The organism is Streptomyces sp. NBC_01255 (assembly GCF_036226445.1).
Lineage (GTDB): Bacteria > Actinomycetota > Actinomycetes > Streptomycetales > Streptomycetaceae > Streptomyces.
Map to the genome: position 1 here is coordinate 6417061 of NZ_CP108474.1, position 23072 is coordinate 6440132.

A 23072-nucleotide genomic window follows, 5' to 3' on the forward strand; every position below is an offset into this window, starting at 1 on the left:
TGTGGTCCATGATCGGGCAGGTGCTCAGTGGGGGTGAGCACGACTGGACTGCCCGGACGTTACCCATCAGTAGATGGTTCCGATAGGGGGTCCCGGCCAGATGTTCCGTGCGTCACACATGCATGACGGTGCTGTGCGCACAGTAATCCACAGGTTTCCCGACTCGGAAGTAACCGCAGGTGACACCCCCTAAGGTGAGCTCATGCGAGTCCATGTGGTCAGTGACGTGCACGGCAACGCCGAAGACCTCGCCACGGCGGGGGAGGGCGCCGACGCCCTCATATGCCTGGGAGACCTGGTCCTCTTCCTCGACTACGCCGACCACGGCCGCGGGATCTTCCCCGACCTCTTCGGCGTCGAGAACGCCGACCGGCTCGTGGAACTGCGCACCGCCCGCCGCTTCGACGAGGCCCGTGACCTGGGCCGCCGCCTCTGGGCCGAGCTCGACGTCGACCGCGACACCGCCATCGAGGCCGCCGTGCGCCGCCAGTACGCCGAGCTCTTCGCCGCCTTCCCCACCCCGACCTACGCCACCTACGGGAACGTCGACATCCCCCGGCTCTGGTCCGAGTTCGCCGGGCCGGGCACGACCGTCCTCGACGGACAGCGCGTCGAGCTCGGCGGCCTCACCGTCGGCTTCGTCGGCGGCGGACTGCGCACCCCGATGCGCACCCCGTACGAGGTCTCGGACGAGGAGTACGCCGCCAAGGTCGAGGCCCTGGGGGACGTCGACATCCTCTGCTCCCACATCCCGCCGGACGTCCCGGAGCTGACGTACGACACGGTGGCCCGCCGCTTCGAACGCGGCAGCCGCGCCCTGCTCGACGCGATCCGGCGCAACCGGCCCCGGTACGCCCTCTTCGGCCACGTCCACCAGCCGCTCGCCCGGCGGATGCGGATCGCCGCGACCGAGTGCGTCAACGTCGGCCACTTCGCTTCGACCGGCAGGCCCTTTGCCCTGGAGTGGTGACGGGCGCGGAGCCACGGCGCGATAGCCTTCCGTCGGCACATCTGTACGTCCGTGCCCCTGTTTTTCCCGTAGTTCTCGCCGGACCGCACAGTGGAGGAGCCACCGCGATGGCCGAACACACCAGCTCGAGCATCACCATCGAGGCGGCGCCGGCCGACGTCATGGGTGTGATCGCCGACTTCGCCCGCTACCCGGAGTGGACGGGCGAGGTGAAGGAGGCCGAGGTCCTGGAGACGGACGCCTCCGGCCGCGCGGAGAAGGTCCGGCTGCTCCTCGACGCCGGCGCCATCAAGGACGACCACACCCTGGCGTACACCTGGACCGGCGCCGACGAGGTCAGCTGGACCCTGGTCAAGTCCCAGATGCTCCGCTCCCTCGACGGCTCCTACCGGCTCGCCGCGCTCGGCGGCGGCGCCCGCACCGAGGTCACGTACCAGCTGACCGTCGACGTCAAGATCCCCATGCTCGGCATGATCAAGCGCAAGGCCGAGAAGGTCATCATCGACCGCGCCCTGGCCGGCCTGAAGAAGCGCGTCGAATCCGGCGTCTGACCCTCCGGGCGGCGGCGGTAACGTCCTCCGCATGCGGATCATCCTTGTCACCGGCCTCGGCGGCGCCGGGCGCACCACCGTCGCCGCCGCGACCGCCCTCGCCGAGGCGCGGGCGGGGCGCCGGGTCCTACTCGTCTCCGAGGAGGCGGATCCGCTCGGGGGGCCACTTCCGGACCCGCCCCGGACGGGCAGTGGGAGCCTTCGGGTCATGCGGCCCGATCCCGCCGCGGACTTCCGCCGCGAGTTCCTCGCGCTCCAGGCCCGCTCCGGCGCCGCCCTCGACCTCCTCGGCGCCGCGCCCTTCGAGGACGCCGAGCTCACCGAACTCCCCGGCAGCCGCCAGTTCGCCCTCCTGAGGGCCCTGCGCGACGCCGCCCACGGCGCGCACGACCTCGCCGTCGTCGACCTGCCCCCGCTCCCCGAGGCCCTCGCCCTCCTCGCCCTGCCCGAGCAGCTGCGCCGCTACCTGCGCCGCCTCCTGCCCGCCGAACGGCAGGCCGCTCGCGCGCTGCGCCCGATGCTCGCCCAGCTCGCCGGGGTCCCCATGCCCGCGCAGTGGCTGTACGAGACCACCGCCCGCTGGGAGGCCGAGCTCGCCGCCGCCCAGGCCGTCGCCGACGCCCCCGCCACCCGAGTCCGCCTCGTCCTCGAACCCGGACCCGCCGCCGTCCGCGCCCTGCGCACCGCCCGGCTCGGCCTCGCCCTCCAGGGCCTCGCCCTCGACGCCGTCGTCGCCAACCGGCTGCTCCCCGCCGACTCCGAGGACCCCTGGCTCGCCGGGCTGACCGCTCAGCAGCACCGGCACCTGGGGGAGCTCCGTACCGCCGCGGGCATCGTCCACGAGCTGCCGCACCTCGGACGCGACCTGCGCGGCGTCGAGGACCTCGCCCTCCTGGCGCCCGTCCCGCACACCGCCCCCCTCGCCCCCGTACCCGGCCGTGAGGTCGAGGACCGGCGGGAGGAGGACGGCGTCCTCGTCTGGCACATCGCCCTCCCCGGCGCCGTCAAGGAAGAGCTCGCCCTCGTCCGCCGCGGCGACGAACTGCTCCTGACCGTCGGCCCGTTCCGCCGCCACCTGCCCCTGCCGTCCGTCCTGCGCCGCTGCACCGTGACCGGCGCGGGGCTCGTCGAAGGGGACCTCAGGGTGCGCTTCACCCCGGACCCGGGACTCTGGCCACGTACCCCCTGAGGGCGTGTACCGTCGAAGTACCAGCCACTGAGGAGTACGCCATGAGCGATTCGGATGCCTGGGCCAAGGCGTGCGCCGAGGACCTGGAGGCGGAGAAGGCCCGCCGCCGTGCGGAGCGCGGCGCCGAGCCCGGCTCGGCCGCCGAGGAGCTCCGCAAGCTCTTCGACGCCGTAGCCGACAAGGTCGCCGGGGGACTCGGGGGCCCGCTGCTCGGCGGAATCGGCGGACTCGGCGGGATCAGCGGCGAGACCGTCAAGCAGGTCGTCAGCCAGGCGAAGGCCGTCGTCGAGCCCGTCATCGAGCGCAACCCGCAGGTCTTCGACCACCTCGCCGCCGCCGGGAACGAACTGCTCGCCGCCTACCGCTCCGCCGTCGAGGGCCACGAGACCCGCTGGACCCGCGGCGGGACCGTCGCCGAGGACGACCCGCGCCGCGAGGCCGACGCCGCTGGTGACGGTGACGGCGAGGAGAAGCCGCGCCGCGACGACGAAGGCCCCGGTACGGGCCAGCACATCGACCTCGACTGATCGGGACGACCCCTCCCCTCGGGTACGGTGGGCCGTAGCGGGGCTCGACCGAAAACTGAGGGACACATGGGACTCACCATCGGCGTCGACATCGGCGGCACGAAGATCGCGGCCGGCGTGGTCGACGAGGAGGGCAACATCCTCGACACGCACAAGGTGCCCACCCCGCCGACCCCCGAGGGCATCGTCGACGCGATCAGCGCCGCCGTCTCCGAGGCGGGCAAGGGCCACGTGATCGAGGCCGTGGGCATCGGTGCCGCCGGCTACGTCGACGACAAGCGCGCCACCGTCCTCTTCGCGCCGAACATCGACTGGCGGCACGAGCCGCTGAAGGACAAGGTCGAGCAGCGGGTCGGCCTTCCCGTCGTCGTCGAGAACGACGCCAACGCGGCGGCCTGGGGCGAGTACAAGTTCGGCGCCGGCCAGGGCCACGAGGACGTCATCTGCATCACCCTCGGCACCGGCCTCGGCGGCGGCATCATCATCGGCAACAAACTGCGCCGCGGACGCTTCGGCGTGGCCGCCGAGTTCGGCCACATCCGGGTCGTCCCGGACGGCCTGCTGTGCGGCTGCGGCAGCCAGGGCTGCTGGGAGCAGTACGCCTCCGGGCGCGCGCTCGTCCGGTACGCCAAGCAGCGCGCCAACGCCACCCCGGAGCGCGCCAAGGTCCTGCTGGGCCTCGGCGACGGCACCCCGGAAGGCATCGAGGGCAAGCACGTCAGCCAGGCGGCGCGCGCCGGTGACCCGGTCGCCGTCGACTCCTTCCGCGAGCTGGCCCGCTGGGCGGGCGCCGGCCTCGCCGACCTGGCCTCGCTCTTCGACCCCTCGGCGTTCATCGTCGGCGGCGGCGTCTCGGACGAGGGCGACCTAGTCCTCGACCCGATCCGGAAGTCCTTCCGGCGCTGGCTGATCGGCGGCCAGTGGCGCCCGCACGCGCAGGTCCTCGCGGCCCAGCTCGGCAACAAGGCCGGCCTGGTCGGCGCGGCGGACCTGGCCCGCCAGGGCTGACACCCGTACGAAGGCATACGACGACCGCCCGCCGCGTCCTCTCGGACACGGCGGGCGGTCGTCGTATGTTGGCTGTCATGGCGATCAGCGAACTGCCCAACTCCCGTACCGAAGCGGACGGTTCGGCCGTCCTCCGGGTCCTGAGCTACAACGTCCGCTCGATGCGCGACGACGAGGACGCCCTCGCCCGGGTGATCCGCGCCTGCGCCCCGGACCTCGTCTTCGTCCAGGAGGCCCCCCGCTTCTTCCGCTGGCGCAAGCACGCGGCCCGGCTCGCCGCCAAGAGCGAGCTCGTCATGCTGAGCGGCGGTGCCACCGCGGCCGGACCGATGCTCCTCTGCTCCCTGCGGGCCACCGTGGAACGCACCGAGGACGTGCTGCTGCCGCTCACCCCCGGCCTGCACCGCCGCGGCCTCGCGACCGCCGTCGTCCGCTTCGCCGGGGCCAGGGTCGGGCTGATCAGCTGCCACCTGAGCCTGCGGAAGGACGAGCGGTACGCCCAGGCCGGGATGGTCCTCGACCGGGTCGCCGCGCTGGGCACCCCGTACGCCCTGGTGGCCGGAGACCTCAACGAACGACCCGGGGGCCCCGCGTTCACCCGCCTCGCGACGGAGCTCCGGGACGGCTGGGCGGTCAGCCCCTGGGGCGGCGAGTACACCTCGACCCCCGCCGACCCGCACCAGCGCATCGACGCGATCCTGGCCACCCCGGGCATCGAGTTCCTCGGCTGCGGGGTCCCACCCCACCTCGACCCCAAGGACCTGGAAACGGCGACGGACCACCTGCCTGTACTGGCGGCGGTCCGTGTGCCTGCTGTGTAGGAAGTAGGGGATCGGGGCTCTACACGACCGCGCCGCGGCCCGGGTCGCCGAAGCCGTCGTCGTCATCGTCGTCGTGCTTCATGCGCGCGACCAGGGTCGCGAAGCCGCCGAGGAAGCCGCCCACGCAGAGCGTCGTCAGCCACCAGGTCATGTCCCACTGGAACAGGACGGCCACCAGCATCAGCACCGGACCGCCGATCACGCCCAGCCAGGCGAACTTGGTCGTCGCGTCCGCCTCCGGCAGCGGCGGGGGCTCCGGCGGGACGAAGTGTCCCTCCCCGGAGCCGTCCGGGCCCTGCTCCGGCTCGGCCGGGGAGTAGTCTCGCGGGCCGCTCGGGCGCACCCCGGGCGCGAAGACGACGGAGCTGCCCAGCGCGGGCTTCTCCGCTCCCGCCTCCGGCTTCCGGTCCGCGTCGGCCGAGGGCTCGCCGTCCGTCCCGGTACCGGATTCGCCGCCGGACGCGGTGGTCTCCCCGGGACCGGAATCGGCTCCCGCGTCGGCGCCGCCTTCGGTGGCTTCGGCTCCGGCAGGGGTCGCCGGCCCCGTACCCGGCCCCGTCCTGGCGTCCGGCTTCGCCGGCTCGTCCGCCGGCTCGTCCTCCGGTTCGGGCAGCGCGAGGTTCTCGATCGGCCGGTACGGCCTCGCCCCCGGCGGATCCGCGGGCTCGTCCCCGTACCCGGCGACGATCGCGGCCCACGCCGCCTCCTCGTCGATGGGCTGCGGCTCCCGCTCGCCGCCGTCCTGCTGATCAGCCACCGCTGCTGCTCCTCTTCCCGTCGACCGGACTCGGGGCGAGACGCTCGACGAACGCCCAGCTCTCCTCGAAGATCCGCTCCGCGTCATGGTCCAACGTCGCGACGTGGTAGCTCTGTTCCAGCAGGATCTCCCGGACGTCCGTCGAGGACACGCGGCTCAGGACGCGGGCCGAGTCGGCCGGCGGCACCACGTGGTCCTGCGGGCTGTGCAGCACCACCAGCGGCTGCGTGACCTGCGGGAGCTCCGCGTCCACCGTGCGGAAGAACTGGCGCAGCGAGTGCGCGGCGTGCAGCGGGACGCGGTCGTAGCCGACCTCCGTCACGCCCTCCTTGGCGATGTCGCTCGCGATGCCGCTCGTCGTACGGACCAGGTGGCGGGCGACCGGCAGCGCGTGCGCCGCCAGGCCGTGCACCTTGTTGCCCGGGTTGACGAGGACGATGCCCCGCACCGCGTCACCGTGCTGGGCGGCCAGCCGCAGCGTGAGCGCCCCGCCCATGGAGAGGCCCATGACGAAGACGGTCTCGCACCGGTCCAGAAGCTCGCGCAGGGCCCGGTCCACCTCCGCGTACCAGTCGCGCCAGGTGGTGAGCTGGAGGTCCTCCCAGCGGGTGCCGTGGCCCGGCAGCAGCGGCAGTGACACGGTGAGCCCGCGGCCGGCCAGATACTCGGCCCACGGGCGCATCGACTGCGGGGAACCGGTGAATCCGTGACAGAGAAGGACGCCGACCTCTCCGCCTTCGTGGCGGTACGGCTCGGCTCCGGGAAGGACCGGCACCGGGGTCTCCTGTTCGTTCGACTTCGGGTGCGCCGAAGCGACGGAAAATGGGGAAGGACCTTCACGGTACGCGACCGGACCGACACCGACCAGGGCCGTAGCGGGGGCCGTGGGCAGGTACGGGATAAAGTCGTCGCGACGGCACACGGAAGGCATGGCGAGTTGATCTACGGCGCAATGAAGTTCTCCATCGGAGGGTCCCTGAAGCTTGCCTTCCGGCCCTGGGTCGAGGGATTGGAGAACATTCCGGCCGAGGGTCCCGCGATCCTGGCGAGCAACCACCTCTCCTTCTCCGACTCCTTCTTCCTCCCCGCCGTCCTCGACCGCAAGGTCACGTTCATCGCGAAGGCCGAGTACTTCACCTCTCCGGGAGTGAAGGGCAAGCTCACCGCCGCCTTCTTCAAGGGCGTCGGCCAGCTCCCGGTCGACCGTTCCGGTGCCCGCGGCGCCGGCGAGGCGGCGATCAAGGCCGGCATCGAGGTCGTCGAGAAGGGCGGGCTCTTCGGGATCTATCCCGAGGGCACCCGTTCGCCCGACGGCCGGCTCTATCGGGGCAAGCCCGGCGGTCTGGCCCGGGTGGCCCTGGCCACCGGCGCGCCCGTGATCCCGGTCGCCATGATCGACACGGAGAAGATCCAGCCGCCCGGCAAGGTCGTCCCCAAGCTGATGCGCCCGGGGATCCGGATCGGCAAGCCGCTGGACTTCACCCGCTACCAGGGCATGGAGGGGGACCGCTTCATCCTCCGCTCGGTGACCGACGAGGTCATGTACGAGATCATGAAGCTGTCCGGCCAGGAGTACGTCGACATCTACGCGACCGCCGCCAAGCGGCAGATCGCGGACGCGGAGAAGGCGGCCAAGGAGGCCGTCAAGGCCGAGATCGCGGCACGGGAAGAGTCCGGCGCGTAGGCAGACCGGCGCGCATATGCGGACCGGGCAAGACACCCCCTAGGGGTGTCCGGGGGTGGTGGGGGAGATGGCCAAACGCGAGCGTGTCGTGCGCATGTCGGTCGAGCAGCCGCTGTGGCGGGCTCTGACCGGCTACCGCGTCCTGACGATGATCTACGCGGTCCTGCTCTTCGCCTTCGGGCGGGAGCGGTACGAGCGGCCCTGGATCGCCGTCGTGTATCTGGCGGTGATGTGCGTCTGGACCCTCGCGACCCTCCCCAAGGTGGCGAACGCGGCCAGCTGCACCAAGCGCTTCCTCGGCGCCGACCTCACCGTCGCCCTCGTCGGCATCCTGCTCACCCCGCTCGCCGACGCCCAGGCCCAGACGGTCGACGGCCCCACCCTGCCGTCGATATGGACCGCCGGCTCCGTCCTCGCGTTCGCGATCAAGGGCGGCTGGCGCTGGGCCGGAGTCGCCTCCTCCCTGGTCGCCGTCGCCAACATCGTCGAGCGCGGCGACCCCACCCGGGACACCCTCCACAACGTGCTGCTCGTCTGGGTGGCCTCCATCGCCATCGGATACGTCGTCGAGGTGGCCCGCGCCTCCGAGCGCACCCTCGCCCGCGCCCTGGAGATCGAGGCCGCGACGCGGGAGCGCGAGCGGCTCGCCCGGGACATCCACGACAGCGTCCTCCAGGTCCTCGCGATGGTGCAGCGGCGCGGCACGGCGCTGGGCGGCGAGGCCGCCGAGCTCGGCCGGATGGCGGGGGAGCAGGAAGTGGCGCTCCGTACGCTCGTCGCGGGCGGTCTCGCCCGGCCCAGCCTGGTCTCGGAGGACGAGTCGGAGGGGGCCGTGGTCCGCGTCGTCGAGGTGGACGACGAGCCCGACGAGGACACCCCCGTCGACCTGCGCCTCCTGCTCGCCCCGCGTGCCGGGTCCCGGGTCACCCTCTCCGAGCCGGGCGCGCCGGTCCTCCTGCCGCCGCCCGCCGCCCGCGAGCTGGCCGCCGCCGTCGGCGCCGCCCTGGACAATGTCCGGGTGCACGCGGGCGAGGACGCCCAGGCCTGGATCCTGATCGAGGACTGGACGGACGAGGTGATCGTCACCGTCCGGGACGACGGCCCCGGTATCCCGGAGGGCCGCCTCGCGCAGGCCGAGGGCGAGGGCCGGATGGGGGTCGCCCTCTCCATCCGGGGCAGACTGCGGGACCTGGGCGGGTCGGCCGAGCTGATCTCGGTCCCGGGGCAGGGCACGGAAGTCGAGTTGACGGTTCCACGGGGGAAGGCAGGACAGGAAAGATGAGCGAGCAGCAGGCCGACCGGCAGCGGATCAAGGTGATGGTCGTCGACGACCATCCGATGTGGCGGGACGCGGTCGCCCGCGACCTCGCGGAGGCGGGCTTCGACGTGGTCGCCACGGCGGGCGACGGCGAGCAGGCCGTGCGCCGGGCCACGGCGGTCGGCCCCGACGTCCTCGTCCTGGACCTGAACCTGCCGGTCAAGCCGGGCGTCCAGGTCTGCAAGGAGCTCGTCGGCGCGCACCCGGCGCTGCGGGTCCTCGTCCTCTCGGCGAGCGGCGAGCACGCCGACGTCCTGGAGGCGGTCAAGTCCGGTGCCACCGGCTACCTCCTCAAGTCGGCCAGTACGGCGGAGCTGATCGACGCCGTGCGGCGGACGGCCGTCGGCGACCCCGTCTTCACCCCCGGCCTCGCCGGTCTCGTCCTCGGCGAGTACCGCAGGCTGGCCTCCGAGCCCGCCCTGGCGGCCGGCGGTGACGAGCCGAAGGCCCCGCAGCTGACCGAGCGCGAGACCGAGGTCCTGCGGCTCGTCGCCAAGGGGCTCAGCTACAAGCAGATCGCCGAGCGCCTGGTGATCTCGCACCGCACCGTCCAGAACCACGTTCAGAACACCCTCGGCAAGCTCCAGCTCCACAACCGGGTGGAGCTCGTCCGGTACGCCATCGAGCGCGGGCTCGACGACGCCTGAGGCACGCCCCGAGGAGTGCCCCGCACCGGGCGCGGAGACCTGATGGGCCGTATATTCGCGAAGACCGCGCATATCCGGCCCATCACCGCTTCTAGGGGAAATCCGTGGAAATCCTGGCATTCGGCGTGCAGGCGGACGAGAAGCCCCTGATCGAGAAGGCCTTCGAGGGGCACCACGACGTCCGCTGCCTGGAGGTGTTCCTCACCCCGGACACCGCTCCCATCGCGGCCGGCTACGAGATCGTCTCCACCAGCGTCAACGCCATCCTCGACCACACGGTCCTGCAGACCCTCGTCGCCGGCGGCACCCAGATGATCGCCCAGCGCTCCACGGGCTTCAACAACATCGACCTGGAGGTCGCCGAGCGCCTCGGCCTCACCGTCGCCCGGGTCTCGTACTACTCCCCGTACTCCGTCGCCGAGTTCGCCTGGACGCTCGCGATGGCCGTCAATCGCCGGATCGTCCGCGCCTCCAACCGGACCCGCGACTTCGACTTCCGCCTCGACGGTCTGATGGGCCGTGACCTGCGGGGCCGTACCGTCGGCGTCCTCGGCACCGGCAAGATCGGCGAGGCCTTCACCCGGATCGCCGAGGGCTTCGGCATGAACCTGCTCGGCTGGGACGTCGCCGAGAACCCGGTCTGCCTCGCGCTGGGCATGGAGTACGTGGACAAGGAGCGGCTCTTCGCCGAGGCCGACCTCATCAGCCTGCACGTGCCGCTGCTCCCGTCCACCCATCACCTCATCGACGCCGACGCCCTCAGGGCGATGAAGGACGACGTGATCCTGGTGAACTCCAGCCGCGGCGGGCTCATCGACACCGAGGCCCTGGTCGCCGAGCTCCGGTCCGGCCGCTTCACCGGTGTCGGCCTGGACGTGTACGAGGCGGAGGCCGGGCTCTTCTTCCTCGACAAGTCCCTGGAGATCGTCGAGGACGACACCCTGGCCCGCCTCGTCACCTTCCCGAACGTGGTGGTCACTTCCCACCAGGCGTACTACACGGTCGACGCCGTCCGCCAGATCATCGACACCACGGTCCGGAACGTCCTCGACTACACCGCCGGCCGGCGCAGCGAGAACGTCCTGGTCCCGAGAAGCTAGTCAGACGAGTACGCCCGCGAGCAGCGAGGCCGTCAGCGCGGCCCCCTCCGTCGTCAGCACCGACTCGGGGTGGAACTGCACCCCGGCGAAGCCCGGTCCGCGCAGCGCGTGGACCTCGTCGGTCTCCGGGTCCCGGCTGACCTCGATCCGGTGCAGAGCGAGCTCCGTCGCCGCCCGGTCGTCGCAGCGGGCCGTGAAGCTGTTGTAGAAGCCGACCGTCTGCTCCTGCCCGAACAGGTCGATCCGCAACTGGGCCCCCTGGAACGGGGTCCGCTTGCGGACGATCTCCAGGCCCAGCTCCGCGGCGATCAGCTCGTGCCCCAGGCACACCCCGAGCAGCCCGTGCCGGTGGTCCCGCACCAGCTCCGCCGTCAGGCCGCGCAGGAAGCGCATCTTCGGGTCGGCGGCGTCCGCGGGGTCGCCCGGACCGGGACCGAGCACCACCGGCCCCTCGTGGGCGAGGGCCAGTTCCCGCAGCCCCGGCTCGTCGTAGCGGAGGACGGACACCTCAAGGCCCGAGGAGCGCAGGACGTGCGCGAGCATGGCCGTGAAGGTGTCCTCGGCGTCGATCACCAGCGCGTGCCCGGACAGCTCCGCCGACTGCACCTGCATCTTCAGCCAGAACGGCGCCAGATCGGCCCGCCGCGCGTCCAGAGCGGCCCGTACGCGCGGATCGTCGGCCAGGCGCGCGGGCGCCGGAGCCGACGGGTCCGCCGCCGGACGGCCCTCCCGCACCCCGAGCGCGGTCAGCACCCCGGCGGCCTTGGCGTGGGTCTCGGCGACCTCGCCGGCGGGGTCGGAATGCCGGACGAGGGTCGCTCCGACCGGCACCCGCAGCTTTCCCTCCCGGGAGATGTCCGCGGTACGGATCAGAATGGGCGAGTCCAGCGTCTGTGCCCCGTTCTCGTCCGTACCGAGCAGGGCGAGCGCCCCCGCGTAGTAGCCGCGCCCGCCGGTCTCGTGACGCTCGATCACCCGGCAGGCGTTCTGCACCGGAGAGCCGGTCACGGTCGCCGCGAACATCGTCTCCCGCAGCACCTCCCGCACGTCCAGCGTGGAGCGGCCCCGCAACTCGTACTCGGTGTGCGCGAGATGGGCCATCTCCTTCAGCCGTGGGCCGATCACCACCCCGCCCATGTCGCCCACCGTGCACATCATCTTCAGCTCCTCGTCCACCACCATGGAGAGCTCCTCGGTCTCCTTGCGGTCGGCGAGGAAGGCGAGCAGGTCCTCGGGGGTCGGCGCGGCGCCGGCCGGGTAGCGGTACGTGCCGCTGATCGGGTTCATCACGACCGTGCCGCCCGTCATCCGCACGTGCACCTCGGGACTCGCCCCGACGAGCGTCCGGTCGCCGGTGTGCACGACGAACGTCCAGTACGCGCCCCGCTCGCCCGCGAGCAGCCGCCGGAACAGGGCGAGAGCGTCGGCCCGCCCGAAGCCCGGGATCTCCCCGGTGTAGGTGCGCCGGATGACGAAGTTCGCGCCCTCGCCGGAACCGATCTCCTCGTCGATGACCCGCCGCACGGTCCCGGCGTACTCCTCGTCGGAGACGTCGAACCGGCCGCCCTCGACGCTCACGTCGTGCGCGGGCAGCTGCGCGAGCGCCTCCGCGAGCGGCAGCTCGTACACCTCGTCCGCGACGAGCACGGAGAGCGGGGTGCCGTCGTCCCGCACGTCGAAGCCGCGTTCCCGGATCTGCCGGAAGGGCACGAGCGCGAGTGTCGGAAGCGGGCCCACGGGCAGCTCGGCGAGGCGCTCGGCCTCGTGGACCCGGCCGATCAGCACCTCGACGGTGTCGTGGTCACGGCCGGGGGTGCGCCTGCGCAGCAGGGCGAAGGGCGGGCAGGAGTCGTCCAGGAGACGGGAGAGGTCCATGGGGCGGGTCGTTCCTTCCGAGGGGGAGTGCGGAGAGGAACGGCCCGGGTACGAGAAAAGGCCGCCCCTCGGGCGGCCTTCGCGTGTCAGTCGGTGTACGCGCGATCAGTGGGCCGCCGGATGAGCGGTCCACCACCAGTTCTGGATCTGCGGCGCGAACATGCGAGCACTGTAACCCAGCAGGAACGCGACGGGCCACGGAAACGGGGCCCGTTCCACACCGCGGACGGTGCGGAACGGGCCCCGTGGGCGTGCCGGCCCGATCAGACGATCAGGTTGTAGATGCCCCAGCCGCCACCGACGCGGACGCGGGTGGCGTACGGGTTCGGGTAGCCGTTCGTGTTCTTGTAGAACCACAGGTCGCCGGCGGCGTCCCGGGCGATCAGGTCAGGCTTGCCGTCGAGGTCGAGGTCGCTCGGGCCGACCATGACGTTGTAGGTGTTCCAGCCGCCGCCGACCTGGCCACGGGTGGCGAACGGGTTCGGCGAGCCGCCCGTGTTCTTGTACAGCCACAGCACGCCGGTCTTGTCGCGGGCGATCAGGTCGGGCTTGCCGTCCCCGGTCATGTCCCCGGTGCTGATCAGCTCGTTGTAGATGTTCCAGCCGCCGCCGACCCGGACGCGGGTCGCGAAGGGGTTCGGGGAGGCGCCCGTGTTCGTGTACAGCCACAGCACGCCGGTCTTGTCGCGGGCGATCAGGTCCGGCCGGCCGTCGGCGTTCATGTCGCGAGCGCCGAGGAGCTTGTCGTAGACGTTCCAGCCGGCGCCGACCCGAAGGCGGCTCGCGAACGGCGCGGAGGGGTTGCCGCTGCCCCGGTAGTACCAGAGCACGCCGTCCTTGTCCCGGGCGACGGCGTCACCGGTGCCGTCGGCACGGAACGCGGTCATCGGGGTGATCATGTTGTACGCGTCCCAGCCGGGGCCGACCCGGTACCGGTTCAGGAACGCGCCCTTGCCGGTGCCCTGGTACTGCCAGAGCACACCGGCGGCGTCACGGGCGAGGACGTTGTAGCGGTTGGTGGCGTTCACCGCCGGGGCCGCGGCGGACTCGACGACGTCCGAGGCCTTCACCCACGCCATGCGGTGGTTGTAGCGGATCGGGATGTACATGTCGGTGCCGACGACGTTCGTCTGGGCGGAGCCGAAGTAGTCGTCGCCCTTGACCGCCGGGCCTGCCTTCACGTACGCGCCGCCGTCGCCGAAGGCGTACTTCGACAGGTAGTTCGGGTCGTCGGTGGGGGCGGTGACGCCGCCGGTGCCGGGGTACGCGGCCTTCTCGGGGAAGGCGCGGCCGTAGATCAGCGGGGTCTTGCCGGGCGCGGCCTTGAGGACCCGCTGCGCGCTGTCCTTGACGACGGACGTGTACTGGCCGCCCGGGTTGGAGAACCAGGCCTTCTGACCGCGATACCAGATGGCGGTCCAGTTGGTCCGGGACTCGGCGACGACGTAGGTGCCGCCGACCGGGACCTTGTTCGCCCAGTTGGAGCCGTACTGCCAGCCGTCCGAGAAGTACGGATCGGTCAGCGCCTTGGCCTGGTCGGCCACGGGCTCCGAGTACAGGTAGCCGAAGTTCACCGGAAGCGGGACGGTCGTCTTGGTGACGATCGTCTTGTCGGGGAGCTCCTCCCTGTACTTCATCGCCTGCTGGTTCGCCGAGGTGAACGGCGGGACGACACGGACCAGCTGGCCGGGCTGGAGCAGACCGCCGGCGCTGCCGGCACCGGTCGGCGCGCCGAGGAGGGACATGTAGTGGTTCCAGTCCCAGAACGGACCGGCGTCCCAGTGCATCCCCGCGACCTTGGCGTTGATGTGGCCCGCGATCTCGTCGTGGCCGATGATGTGCTCACGGTCCAGCGGAATCCCGTACTGGGCGGCGAGGTACTTCACCAGCTTGGCGGAGGACTCGTACTGGGGCTCGGTGTACCAGTAGCCGTCCCGGATGGCGAAGCCCTCGTGCTCGACGCCGATGTCGTGCATGTTGTCGGACCAGTTGCCCGCGTGCCACGCGATATTCTTGTTCTCGACCATCTGGGTGACCAGACCGTCGTTGGCGCGGATCAGATAGTGGGCACTGCCCTTGGCGGTCGCGCTCTGGAAGGTCGCGATGGTGCCGTCGTAGCTGCCCTCGGTGTCGTGGATGACGATCCGGCTGATGTCCAGCTGCGTGCCCTTGGCACGATTGGCGAGGGTGTAGTTCCGCTGTCCGGTGCTCGGAACCTCCGCCGGACGGAAGTCGCAGACGAGGCCGGTGGGCGGGCACTCGGGGGTCGGGAGCGCCGTGGTGCTCGCGAAGGCCGCGGCCAGCGGCACGTTCGACGGCTTGACCGGCTCGACCGCCGGGTCCGCCGACAGCGCGACCGACTCGCCGTCCGTGGTGAGCGCGCGCTCGCCCGTCCGGATCGACTCGAAGACGCGCTTCGCGAAGAGGTCGGCGCTCTTCTTGTTCGGCGACTGGCTGTAGCGCGCCACGGCCGGGTACCAAACACCCGGGTCGTCGGAGAGCTCGGCGCCCGCCTGCTTCTGGTACTCGGCGAGCAGTGCGGCACCGGCGCGGATGGAGGCGTTGGTGTCGTTCTGGACGGCCTCGGCGGAGCTGTCGATCAGCCCGGCCGCCTTGTCCAGGGTGTGAAGCCGCGGGTCGTCGGTGTCGACGGTCTCCTTCGGCAGGGCGGCCAGAGCCTTGGCCTTGTCGAAAGTCTTCTCGATCTCGGCCTTGCCGCTCGCGTTCAGGTGCGCGAGGCGCTCCTCGTCGGAGGGCTGCTCGATGTCCTCGGCGTCCACGTCCGTGAGGCCCATGACGTTGTACGCGCCGGTCGTGCTCGGCTGCCCGTCGTGCGACTCCCACCGCGTCTGGCGGTACGACACCGCCATCAGCACGCTCTGCGGCACATCGAACTCGCGCGCCGCGTTTGCGAACTGCGACTGGAGGGAAACGTCCCCAGCAGCAGCCTTGGCGTCGCCCGTCGCGCCGAGGAGGCCCGGCGAGGCGACCGCGATGGTGCCGATCGTGGCGGTGGCGACGACCGCTGCCGCCGCTCCGTACATGAGTCGTTTCTTCTTGCGGTCCCTGCGGTGCCCCTGGGTCACGCCCACCCCTGTGATTCGACTGTCAACTAGTGAAACGGGCCAGAGGGTAACACCACCCGAAGGCATGAAGATCGGTGACGGACATTTCGGGCGCGCGTCTCAGCCACTGGGCAGGGGGACGAGATCGGGCGAAGGACCCCGTAATGTTGTGCGCGTGACCGTGAACGCTGATACCCACGCCGTCGCCAAGGCGACCTGGCGAGACCTGCCCGCGGCGCAGCAGCCCGAGTACCCCGATGCCGAGGCTCTGCGCGATGTGATCGCGGACCTCGAGTCGTATCCTCCGCTCGTCTTCGCCGGCGAGTGCGACCAGCTGCGCGCCCGGATGGGAGCCGTCGCCCGTGGCGAGGCGTTCCTGCTCCAGGGCGGCGACTGCGCCGAGGCCTTCGACGCCGTGTCCGCCGACCACATCAGGGCCAAGCTCAAGACGCTGCTCCAGATGAGCGCCGTCCTCACCTACGCGGCCTCCGTGCCCGTGGTGAAGGTCGGCCGTATCGCCGGCCAGTACTCGAAGCCCCGCTCCAAGGGCACCGAGACCCGTGACGGCGTGACCCTGCCGACGTACCGGGGCGACTCGGTCAACGGCTTCGACTTCAACGAGAAGTCCCGCGTCCCGGACCCCGAGCGCCTGAAGCGGATGTACAACGCCTCCGCCTCCACGCTCAACCTGGTGCGCGCCTTCACCACCGGTGGCTACGCCGACCTGCGCCAGGTGCACGCCTGGAACCAGGACTTCGTGAAGTCGTCCCCCTCGGGCCAGCGCTACGAGCAGCTGGCGCGGGAGATCGACAACGCGCTGAACTTCATGAAGGCCTGTGGCACCGACCCGGCCGAGTTCAAGGCCGTCGAGTTCTACGCCTCCCACGAGGCGCTGCTGCTCGACTACGAGGGCGCCCTGACCCGTACGGACTCGCGCACCGGCAAGCTGTACGACACCTCCGGCCACATGGTCTGGATCGGTGAGCGCACCCGCCAGCTCGATCACGCCCACATCGAGTTCGCCTCGCGGATCGCGAACCCGATCGGCATCAAGCTGGGCCCGACCACCTCGGTGGACGAGGCGCTGACGTACATCGACCGGCTCGACCCGGAGCGCGAGGCGGGCCGACTGACCTTCATCGTCCGCATGGGCGCCGACAAGGTCCGCGACAAGCTCCCCGAGCTCGTCGAGAAGGTCACCGCCTCGGGCGCGGTCGTCGCCTGGGTCACCGACCCGATGCACGGCAACACCTTCGAGGCCGCCTCCGGCCACAAGACGCGCCGTTTCGACGACGTGCTCGACGAGGTCAAGGGCTTCTTCGAGGTCCACAAGGCCCTCGGCACCCACCCCGGCGGCATCCACGTCGAGCTCACCGGTGACGACGTCACCGAGTGCGTGGGCGGCGGCGACGAGATCTTCGTCGACGACCTGCACCAGCGCTACGAGACGGCCTGCGACCCGCGCCTCAACCGCAGCCAGTCGCTCGACCTGGCGTTCCTCGTCGCGGAGATGTACCGCGACCAGTGACGTGATCAGTCGGTAGGTACCTACGACGATGGGGCGCGGATCCATGTGATCCGCGCCCCATCGTCGTATCCAGGGCTTTTGAGGCTCCGGCCCGCCGGGTAAGGTTAGGTAAACCTAATCGATCTCGGCGGGAGGTGAACCGCGTGTACGTCTGCTCATGCTTCGGTGTCACGGAGAAGCAGGTCAAGCAGCACGCGGACGCGGGCGCCTGCACGCCGCGCCAGATCGCCTCGGCCTGCAAGGCCGGAACGGACTGCGGCTCCTGTGTCCGCCGTATCCAGGCCATCCTGGGGCGTGGCAACTGCCCCCGCCGTGACCTCGTCGACCAGGGCATGCCGGCCCTGACGGCCGAGACCGTCACGGAGCTCGGCGAAGCCGCCTAGCCGCCTAGCCGCCTAGAGCAAGCCCTAGCTCGGCTGCTCGATCAGGGTCGAGATGTAGAGCGCCTCGCCCAGGGACTCGATCAGCTCCAGCTGCGTGTCCAGGTAGTCGATGTGGTGCTCCTCGTCGGCGAGGATCTCCTCGAAGAGGTTGGCGGACGTGATGTCCCCCTTGGCGCGCATGACCTCGATCCCGCGCTTGAGACGGTCGATCGCCTCCACCTCGACCTGGCGGTCCGCCTGGAACATCTCGGTGATCGTCTGGCCGACCCGGACATGGAAGAGCCGCTGGTAGTTCGGCAGACCGTCGAGCATCAGGATGCGCTCGGTGATCTTGTCCGCGTGCTTCATCTCATCGATGGACTCTTCACGGGTGTATTTGGCGAGCTTCGTCCACCCCTTGTTGTCCTGGATGCGATAGTGCAGCCAGTACTGGTTGATGGCCGTCAGCTCGCCGGTCAGCTGCTCGTTGAGAAACTCGAGGACCTCGGGGTCGCCCTGCATCGCAGAGGCTCCTTCCACTTCCACGTTGCGTGTCTGTGCCGTCACTGGGCAGGATGGCCGCATCCTCGCACCCCGAATGGGGGGCGTCCAGTAAGTGCAGGCTTAGTGGGAGTTGCCCGAATCCTGGACGGGTGGGAGGTTGCCTGGTCATGACCACCCCTCGCCGTCTGTCACCATGGATGACATGGGTCAGCCGGAGAGCGGAGAACGCCGGGAAGGGGAAGCGGGGGCGCCGGATCGTTCGCCGGACCTCCCGCCGGGTCAGCGGCTGCAGCGCGGCTGGCCGGTCACCCACTACGGGCCCGTCCCCAAGTTCAAGCCGGAGCGCTGGGAGTTCCGCGTCTTCGGCGCGACGGCGGACGGCGACAAGCGGTGCTGGAACCACGAGGAGTTCTCGGCCCTGCCGTTCTCCACGGTCATGGCCGATCTGCACTGCGTGACGAAATTCAGCATGCTCGGGGCCGAATGGGGTGGAGTGTCCGCCCGGACCATCCTCGAACTGGCTCCGCCCGCGCCGCAGGTCACGCATGTGATGGTCTGGGCCGAGTACGGCTACAGCGCCAACATGCGGCTCTCCGACTTCGCCGCCGACCGCACGATCTTCGCCACCCACAAGGGCGGCGAGCTGCTCACCGCCGAGCACGGCTTCCCGCTGCGGCTCGTCGTCCCCCACCTGTACGCCTGGAAGGGGCCCAAGTGGGTCCGGGGCGTGGAGTACATGGCCGCCGACCGCCGGGGCTTCTGGGAGGAGCGCGGCTACCACAACCTCGGTGACCCGTGGACGGAGCAGCGGTACTCGTACCAGGAGGAACCGGGCGACGGCCCGGAGCTGTAGCGCTCCGGACCGTCGGCGGGTGTGGCTGATTTCGGTCGGTCAGTGGTGGTACTGGTGGACCACGGCGTGGCCCTTTCCGCGGCCGATCATCCACTTGTTCACCGGCGTGGTGATCGCGAACGCGGCGGCGAGCGCGATGGCGAGCACGATCCAGAAGAACGGCTCGTCGAGGTGCGCGTCCATGGCGCCCGGCCAGAGGGCGAGGACGCCGTTGTCGATGATCTCCATGACGGCGATGGAGAGGGTGTCGGCGGCGAGTGCGACCTTGAAGGCCGTCTTGAAGTCGACGCCGGCGGCGAGGATGGAGCGCAGGGTCAGCGCGTAGCCGAAGAAGAAGGCCAGGATGATCGCGAGGATCATCGTCTGGGCGTTGCCCCAGCCGAGCGCCGTGCCGATGACCATGCCGAGCACCTCGCCGATGGCGCAGCCGGTGAGGCAGTGCAGCGTGGCCTTGGCCGCGATGGACCAGGAGGCCTTGCCGTGAGGCTGGTGGTGCCCCTGGTGCCGCTCGTCCCCCTGGCGCTCGTGCCCGCTGTGGTCCTCGTGGCCGGTGTGGCCGGTGTGATCGTGATGGGCGTGCGCGTCGTGCTGCATGGGTGCCCCCCAAGGTCGGGTAGCGGTTCCTGCCGTTACAGGAACCGTATACCCCCCTGGGGTACTCCTCAACTGCGTAGCTTCTTCAGGAGCTCCACGTCGGCCATGTGTCCTTCCGTGCCGCCCGGAGTCTCGATGATCAGCGGCACCCCGTCCGTCTCCGGGTGGCGCAGCAGCGCGCGGAAGGCGTCCTCGCCGATGTGACCTGCGCCGATGTTGGCGTGGCGGTCCTTGTGGGCGCCCACGACGTCCTTCGAGTCGTTGGCGTGGATCAGCTTCAGCCGGCCCTCGCCGACGGTCGCCACGAGCTCGTCGAGCGTCCGTGTCGCGCCGCCCGGCTCCGCGAGGTCGTGGCCCGCCGCGAAGATGTGGCAGGTGTCCAGGCAGATGCCGAGCCTCGGGTGGCGGTCGAGGGCGTCGAAGTACGGGCCGAAGTCCTCCGCGCGCGAGCAGAGCGAGAAGCCCTGGCCGGCCGTCGACTCCAGGAGGAGGTACGGGTCGTCCGCGTGCGTCAGCTCGTCGAGGAGCGGCAGCATCCGCTCCCGTACCTGCGCGAGGGCCACCTCGCGCGGGCGGCCCTGGGTCGCCGAGCCGGTGTGCACCACGACGCCCTTGGCGCCGATCTCGCGGCCCCGGCGCAGTGAATGCCGGAGCGACTCGACCGACTTCTCCACGGTGGCCTCGGTGTGGGAGCCGAAGTTGATCAGGTACGGGGCGTGGACCCAGGCCGAGATCGACTCGGCCTCGCACTCCGCCCGGAACCGCTCGTCCTGGGCCGGATTGCCGACCGGGGTGGCCCAGCCGCGCGGGTTGGCGACGAAGACCTGCACGGTCTCGGCGCCGAGCACGCGGGCGTAGGCGAGGCCGGTCGTGGCGAGGCCACCGGCCACGGGGACATGGCCGCCGACGGGGTTGCGCATGAGTCTCTAGAGTCCCTTGATCGTGATGGTGACGGTGGAGCCCTCGGGGGCGGTGGAGCCGCCTTCCACGGACTGGCTCGCGACCTTGTCGCCGAGGAAGGGGAAGGACTTCTTGACCTCCACCTCGAAGCCCGCTTCCTCGAGCGCCGCCCGGGCGTCGTCGGTGGTCTCGTCGGTGACGTCCGGGACCTCGACCAGCTTCGGGCCCTTGGAGACGGTGAGGGTGATGGTGTCGCCCTCGGCGGCCCGGCTGCCCTCGGCGAGGGACTGGGCGGCGACCGTGCCGGCGTCCTCCGGGGAGTGGATCCGCTCCGGCGCGACCCGCACGGTGAGGCCGGCCTCCTGGAGCGTGGCCGTGGCGTCGGCGACGGTCTCGGCGGTGACGTCGGGCACGTCGATCGGGGAGCCCTTGCTGACCACCAGGGCGACGGCCGAGTCGGGGCGGCGCTCGGTGCCGGGCTCGGGGTCGGAGCCGATCACGGCGCCCTGGGCGACGGAGTCGCTGAACTCCTGGGTGATCACCCCGGGGGCCAGCCCCTCCTCCTTCAGGAGGCGCTTGGCCTCCGGGAGCGGCTTGTTCCTGAGGTTGGGCACCTTCACGATCTCGGGGCCGCGGGAGAGCGTGAGGGTGACCGTGGCGTTGCCCCGGACGCGCTCGCCGGGGGCGGGGTCGACGGCCATGACCGTGCCGCGCTCGTACACCTCGCTGAAGGCACGTTTCGTCGTGCCGACGTCCAGGCCGGCGTCCTTCAGCCGCTGGGCCGCGGTGGCCTCGGTCTGGCCGAGGACGGCAGGGACGCGGGTGAACTGGCCGGAATTGATGTACCAGACACCGGCGCCCAGGCCGAGCGCGAGCAGGACGCCGAGGACGATCATCAGCGGGCCGCGGGGCGCGCGCCGGCGGCCGGCGGTGGCCGGGGGAGGCTCCGGGGCCGGCAGCCGGTTCGTGTGCTGCACCTGCCGGCTGTCGTCCCCCGCCGGCACGACGCGGGCGATCACGCTCGTCCGGTCCTCGGCGGTGTCCCGGGCCTCGGAGCGCGCCAGCGGCGGCTCGGCGTCCAGCTGCGCGTCGTCGAGGCCGGCGCGGGCCTCCCGGAGCAGGGCGAGCAGCGCGACGGCGTCGTGCGGGCGGAGGTCGGCGTTGCGCGCGGTGGCGGCCGAGACCAGCTCGTCCAGCTCGAAGGCGAGCCCGGGAACGGTGGCGGAGGGGGCGGGCACGTCCTTGTGGAGGTGCTGGTAGAGGACCTGGGCGGGGGTGTCGCCGGCGTGGGGCTTGCCGCCGGTCAGCATCTCGTACAGCACGACACCGCAGGCGTACACGTCGGCGCGGGTGTCGGCCGTGCCGTGCTCGATCTGCTCCGGCGCGAGGTACGAGACCGTGCCGAGGACCGAGCCGGTGGTGGCAGTCGCCGAGCCCACGGCCCGTACGAGACCGAAGTCGGCCACCTTGACCCGGCCGTCGTCCCCTATCAGGACGTTCTCCGGCTTCATGTCCCGGTGCACGAACCCGGCCCGGTGCGCGGCGCCCAGCGCGGCGAGGACGGGCTCCAGGATGTCGAGGGCGGCGCGGGGCGCGAGGGCGCCCCGCTCGCGCAGGACGTCGCGGAGGGTGCAGCCGGCGACGTACTCCATCGCCAGATAGACGTACGCGCCCTCGGCGCCCTGGTCGAAGACGCCGACGACGTTCGGGTGGGCGAGCCGGGCGACGGACTTCGCCTCGCGGATGAAACGCTCGACGAAGGCGGCGTCCGTCGCGAGGGCGGGGTGCATCACCTTGAGCGCGAGGACGCGGTCGAGGCGGGTGTCGACGGCCCGGTAGACCGTGGCCATCCCGCCGACGGCGATGCGCGCGTCGACGCGGTAGCGGCCGTCGAGCAGCCGCCCGACGAGGGGGTCCTGAAGGGTCGTGTCCACGGCGTCGAGTCTACGAGCCGTGGACACGGCCCCCGCGCGGATGCCCCGGGACTGCAGCGCAGCTGTGACGAGCGCCGCAGGACCCTTACTGGAACGCCGGGCGTTCCGGGTCCAGGTGGGGGCGGCCCTCCACGGGGGACGAGGCCTCCGCGAAGTGGCGGCGGGGGATGCGGCCCGCCCGGTGCGCGAGCCGGCCCGCCTCCACCGCGTGCCGCATCGCCGAGGCCATCAGCACCGGCTCCTGCGCCCGCGTCACCGCCGAGGCCAGCATCACCGCCGCGCACCCCAGCTCCATCGCGAGCGCCGCGTCCGAGGCCGTGCCCGCCCCGGCGTCCAGGATCACCGGCACCCCCGCCCGCTCCGCGATCAGCTGGAAGTTGTGCGGGTTGCGGATGCCGAGTCCCGAGCCGATGGGGGAGCCGAGCGGCATGATCGCCGCGCACCCCACGTCCTCCAGCTTCCGCGCGAGGACCGGGTCGTCGTTCGTGTACGGCAGGACGGTGAAGCCCTCGTCGACCAGCGTCTCGGCCGCGTCGAGGAGCTCCACCCCGTCGGGGAGGAGGGTCCGCTCGTCGGCGACGACCTCCAGTTTGATCCAGTCGGTGCCGAGCGCCTCCCGGGCGAGCCGGGCGGTCAGGACCGCCTCGCCCGCCGTGAAGCAGCCCGCCGTGTTGGGCAGGACCCGGATGCCGAGCCGCTCCAGGACGGAGAGGACCGAGCCCTGGACCGTCGGGTCGAGGCGCCGCATCGCGACGGTGGTCAGCTCGGTGCCGCTGGCGACCAGCGAGCGCTCCAGGACGTCGAGGCTCGGCGCGCCGCCGGTGCCCATGATCAGGCGCGAGGAGAACTCCGTACCGCCGAGGGTGAACACGTCGTCGGACATCG

At 71.4% G+C, this 23072-nt stretch carries 23 protein-coding genes; 13 read left to right on the forward strand and 10 right to left on the reverse strand.

Features of this window, described 5'->3' with window-relative positions; genetic code table 11:
* Nucleotides 1–202: 202 nt before the first annotated feature.
* The 6 genes from OG357_RS29045 (at nucleotide 203) to OG357_RS29070 (ending at nucleotide 5066) form a co-directional block, all read left to right on the forward strand.
* Nucleotides 203–970: a metallophosphoesterase family protein gene (locus OG357_RS29045; RefSeq protein WP_329623959.1), complete on the forward strand. Its 768-nt coding sequence runs from the start codon at nucleotides 203–205 to the stop codon at nucleotides 968–970.
* A gap of 107 nt (nucleotides 971–1077) precedes the next feature.
* Nucleotides 1078–1521 (forward strand): SRPBCC family protein, encoded by a 444-nt coding sequence (locus OG357_RS29050; protein ID WP_329623960.1) that lies wholly within the window; start codon nucleotides 1078–1080, stop codon nucleotides 1519–1521.
* Between the two features lie 31 nt (nucleotides 1522–1552).
* On the forward strand, nucleotides 1553–2710 hold the full coding sequence (locus OG357_RS29055; RefSeq protein WP_329623961.1) for an ArsA-related P-loop ATPase: 1158 nt from the start codon (nucleotides 1553–1555) through the stop codon (nucleotides 2708–2710).
* A 41-nt stretch (nucleotides 2711–2751) separates the two neighbouring features.
* Complete coding sequence (locus tag OG357_RS29060) at nucleotides 2752–3237, forward strand: DUF5304 domain-containing protein (RefSeq protein WP_329623962.1); 486 nt, start codon at nucleotides 2752–2754, stop codon at nucleotides 3235–3237.
* 66 nt (nucleotides 3238–3303) lie between these two features.
* Nucleotides 3304–4245 carry an ROK family glucokinase gene (locus tag OG357_RS29065; RefSeq protein ID WP_317594344.1) on the forward strand — a complete coding sequence of 314 codons (942 nt, stop codon included), beginning with the start codon at nucleotides 3304–3306 and terminating at the stop codon, nucleotides 4243–4245.
* Between the two features lie 77 nt (nucleotides 4246–4322).
* Nucleotides 4323–5066, forward strand: coding sequence for an endonuclease/exonuclease/phosphatase family protein (locus OG357_RS29070; protein ID WP_329623963.1), 744 nt, complete (start codon nucleotides 4323–4325; stop codon nucleotides 5064–5066).
* A 19-nt stretch (nucleotides 5067–5085) separates the two neighbouring features.
* On the opposite strand, the gene OG357_RS29075 is transcribed toward OG357_RS29070, so the two are convergent.
* Nucleotides 5086–5823 (reverse strand): hypothetical protein, encoded by a 738-nt coding sequence (locus OG357_RS29075; RefSeq protein ID WP_329623964.1) that lies wholly within the window; start codon nucleotides 5821–5823, stop codon nucleotides 5086–5088.
* Entirely contained in the window at nucleotides 5816–6598 is a 783-nt protein-coding gene (locus tag OG357_RS29080; protein WP_329623965.1) for an alpha/beta hydrolase, read from the reverse strand. Before OG357_RS29080 ends, OG357_RS29075 begins: the two co-directional genes overlap by 8 nt.
* A gap of 177 nt (nucleotides 6599–6775) precedes the next feature.
* Here OG357_RS29080 and OG357_RS29085 point away from each other — a divergent pair, with 177 nt between their 5' ends.
* From OG357_RS29085 to OG357_RS29100, 4 genes are all read left to right on the forward strand, one after another.
* Nucleotides 6776–7507 (forward strand): lysophospholipid acyltransferase family protein, encoded by a 732-nt coding sequence (locus OG357_RS29085; RefSeq protein WP_055644018.1) that lies wholly within the window; start codon nucleotides 6776–6778, stop codon nucleotides 7505–7507.
* Nucleotides 7508–7574: 67 nt separating this feature from the next.
* A complete protein-coding gene (gene macS, locus OG357_RS29090) occupies nucleotides 7575–8789 on the forward strand; it encodes a MacS family sensor histidine kinase (RefSeq protein ID WP_329623966.1) in 1215 nt (404 codons plus the stop codon).
* The gene (locus tag OG357_RS29095) at nucleotides 8786–9472 is read left to right on the forward strand and encodes a response regulator transcription factor (protein ID WP_329623967.1); all 687 of its coding nucleotides are present in this window, start codon (nucleotides 8786–8788) and stop codon (nucleotides 9470–9472) included. The genes macS and OG357_RS29095 overlap by 4 nt, the downstream gene beginning before the upstream one ends.
* 104 nt (nucleotides 9473–9576) lie before the next feature.
* A complete protein-coding gene (locus OG357_RS29100; protein WP_329623968.1) occupies nucleotides 9577–10572 on the forward strand; it encodes a 2-hydroxyacid dehydrogenase in 996 nt (331 codons plus the stop codon).
* Here OG357_RS29100 and OG357_RS29105 read toward each other — a convergent pair whose 3' ends face one another.
* From OG357_RS29105 to OG357_RS29110, 3 genes are all read right to left on the reverse strand, one after another.
* Complete coding sequence (locus OG357_RS29105) at nucleotides 10573–12447, reverse strand: anthranilate synthase family protein (protein WP_329623969.1); 1875 nt, start codon at nucleotides 12445–12447, stop codon at nucleotides 10573–10575.
* A 105-nt stretch (nucleotides 12448–12552) separates the two neighbouring features.
* A complete protein-coding gene (locus OG357_RS38880; RefSeq protein WP_071892416.1) occupies nucleotides 12553–12609 on the reverse strand; it encodes a trp operon leader peptide in 57 nt (18 codons plus the stop codon).
* Between the two features lie 101 nt (nucleotides 12610–12710).
* Nucleotides 12711–15491 carry an N-acetylmuramoyl-L-alanine amidase gene (locus tag OG357_RS29110; protein ID WP_443066828.1) on the reverse strand — a complete coding sequence of 927 codons (2781 nt, stop codon included), beginning with the start codon at nucleotides 15489–15491 and terminating at the stop codon, nucleotides 12711–12713.
* A gap of 202 nt (nucleotides 15492–15693) precedes the next feature.
* Between OG357_RS29110 and OG357_RS29115 the strand changes: the two genes are divergently transcribed.
* Entirely contained in the window at nucleotides 15694–17040 is a 1347-nt protein-coding gene (locus OG357_RS29115; protein ID WP_317601835.1) for a class II 3-deoxy-7-phosphoheptulonate synthase, read from the forward strand.
* A 134-nt stretch (nucleotides 17041–17174) separates the two neighbouring features.
* Nucleotides 17175–17423 carry a (2Fe-2S)-binding protein gene (locus OG357_RS29120; protein ID WP_317594337.1) on the forward strand — a complete coding sequence of 83 codons (249 nt, stop codon included), beginning with the start codon at nucleotides 17175–17177 and terminating at the stop codon, nucleotides 17421–17423.
* Nucleotides 17424–17447: 24 nt separating this feature from the next.
* Here the strand turns inward: OG357_RS29120 and bfr are convergent, their stop codons facing one another.
* Complete coding sequence (gene bfr, locus OG357_RS29125) at nucleotides 17448–17924, reverse strand: bacterioferritin (RefSeq protein WP_024755581.1); 477 nt, start codon at nucleotides 17922–17924, stop codon at nucleotides 17448–17450.
* A gap of 184 nt (nucleotides 17925–18108) precedes the next feature.
* Between bfr and OG357_RS29130 the strand changes: the two genes are divergently transcribed.
* The gene (locus OG357_RS29130) at nucleotides 18109–18759 is read left to right on the forward strand and encodes a sulfite oxidase-like oxidoreductase (RefSeq protein ID WP_329623971.1); all 651 of its coding nucleotides are present in this window, start codon (nucleotides 18109–18111) and stop codon (nucleotides 18757–18759) included.
* Between the two features lie 39 nt (nucleotides 18760–18798).
* Here the strand turns inward: OG357_RS29130 and OG357_RS29135 are convergent, their stop codons facing one another.
* The 4 genes from OG357_RS29135 to OG357_RS29150 form a co-directional block, all read right to left on the reverse strand.
* Entirely contained in the window at nucleotides 18799–19353 is a 555-nt protein-coding gene (locus OG357_RS29135; RefSeq protein ID WP_329623972.1) for a DUF4396 domain-containing protein, read from the reverse strand.
* 68 nt (nucleotides 19354–19421) lie between these two features.
* Nucleotides 19422–20273 (reverse strand): deoxyribonuclease IV, encoded by an 852-nt coding sequence (locus OG357_RS29140; protein WP_329623973.1) that lies wholly within the window; start codon nucleotides 20271–20273, stop codon nucleotides 19422–19424.
* Between the two features lie 6 nt (nucleotides 20274–20279).
* Nucleotides 20280–22187: a Stk1 family PASTA domain-containing Ser/Thr kinase gene (gene pknB / locus OG357_RS29145; protein ID WP_329623974.1), complete on the reverse strand. Its 1908-nt coding sequence runs from the start codon at nucleotides 22185–22187 to the stop codon at nucleotides 20280–20282.
* A gap of 85 nt (nucleotides 22188–22272) precedes the next feature.
* Entirely contained in the window at nucleotides 22273–23070 is a 798-nt protein-coding gene (locus OG357_RS29150) for a thiazole synthase (protein WP_317594331.1), read from the reverse strand.
* Nucleotides 23071–23072 lie beyond the last annotated feature (2 nt).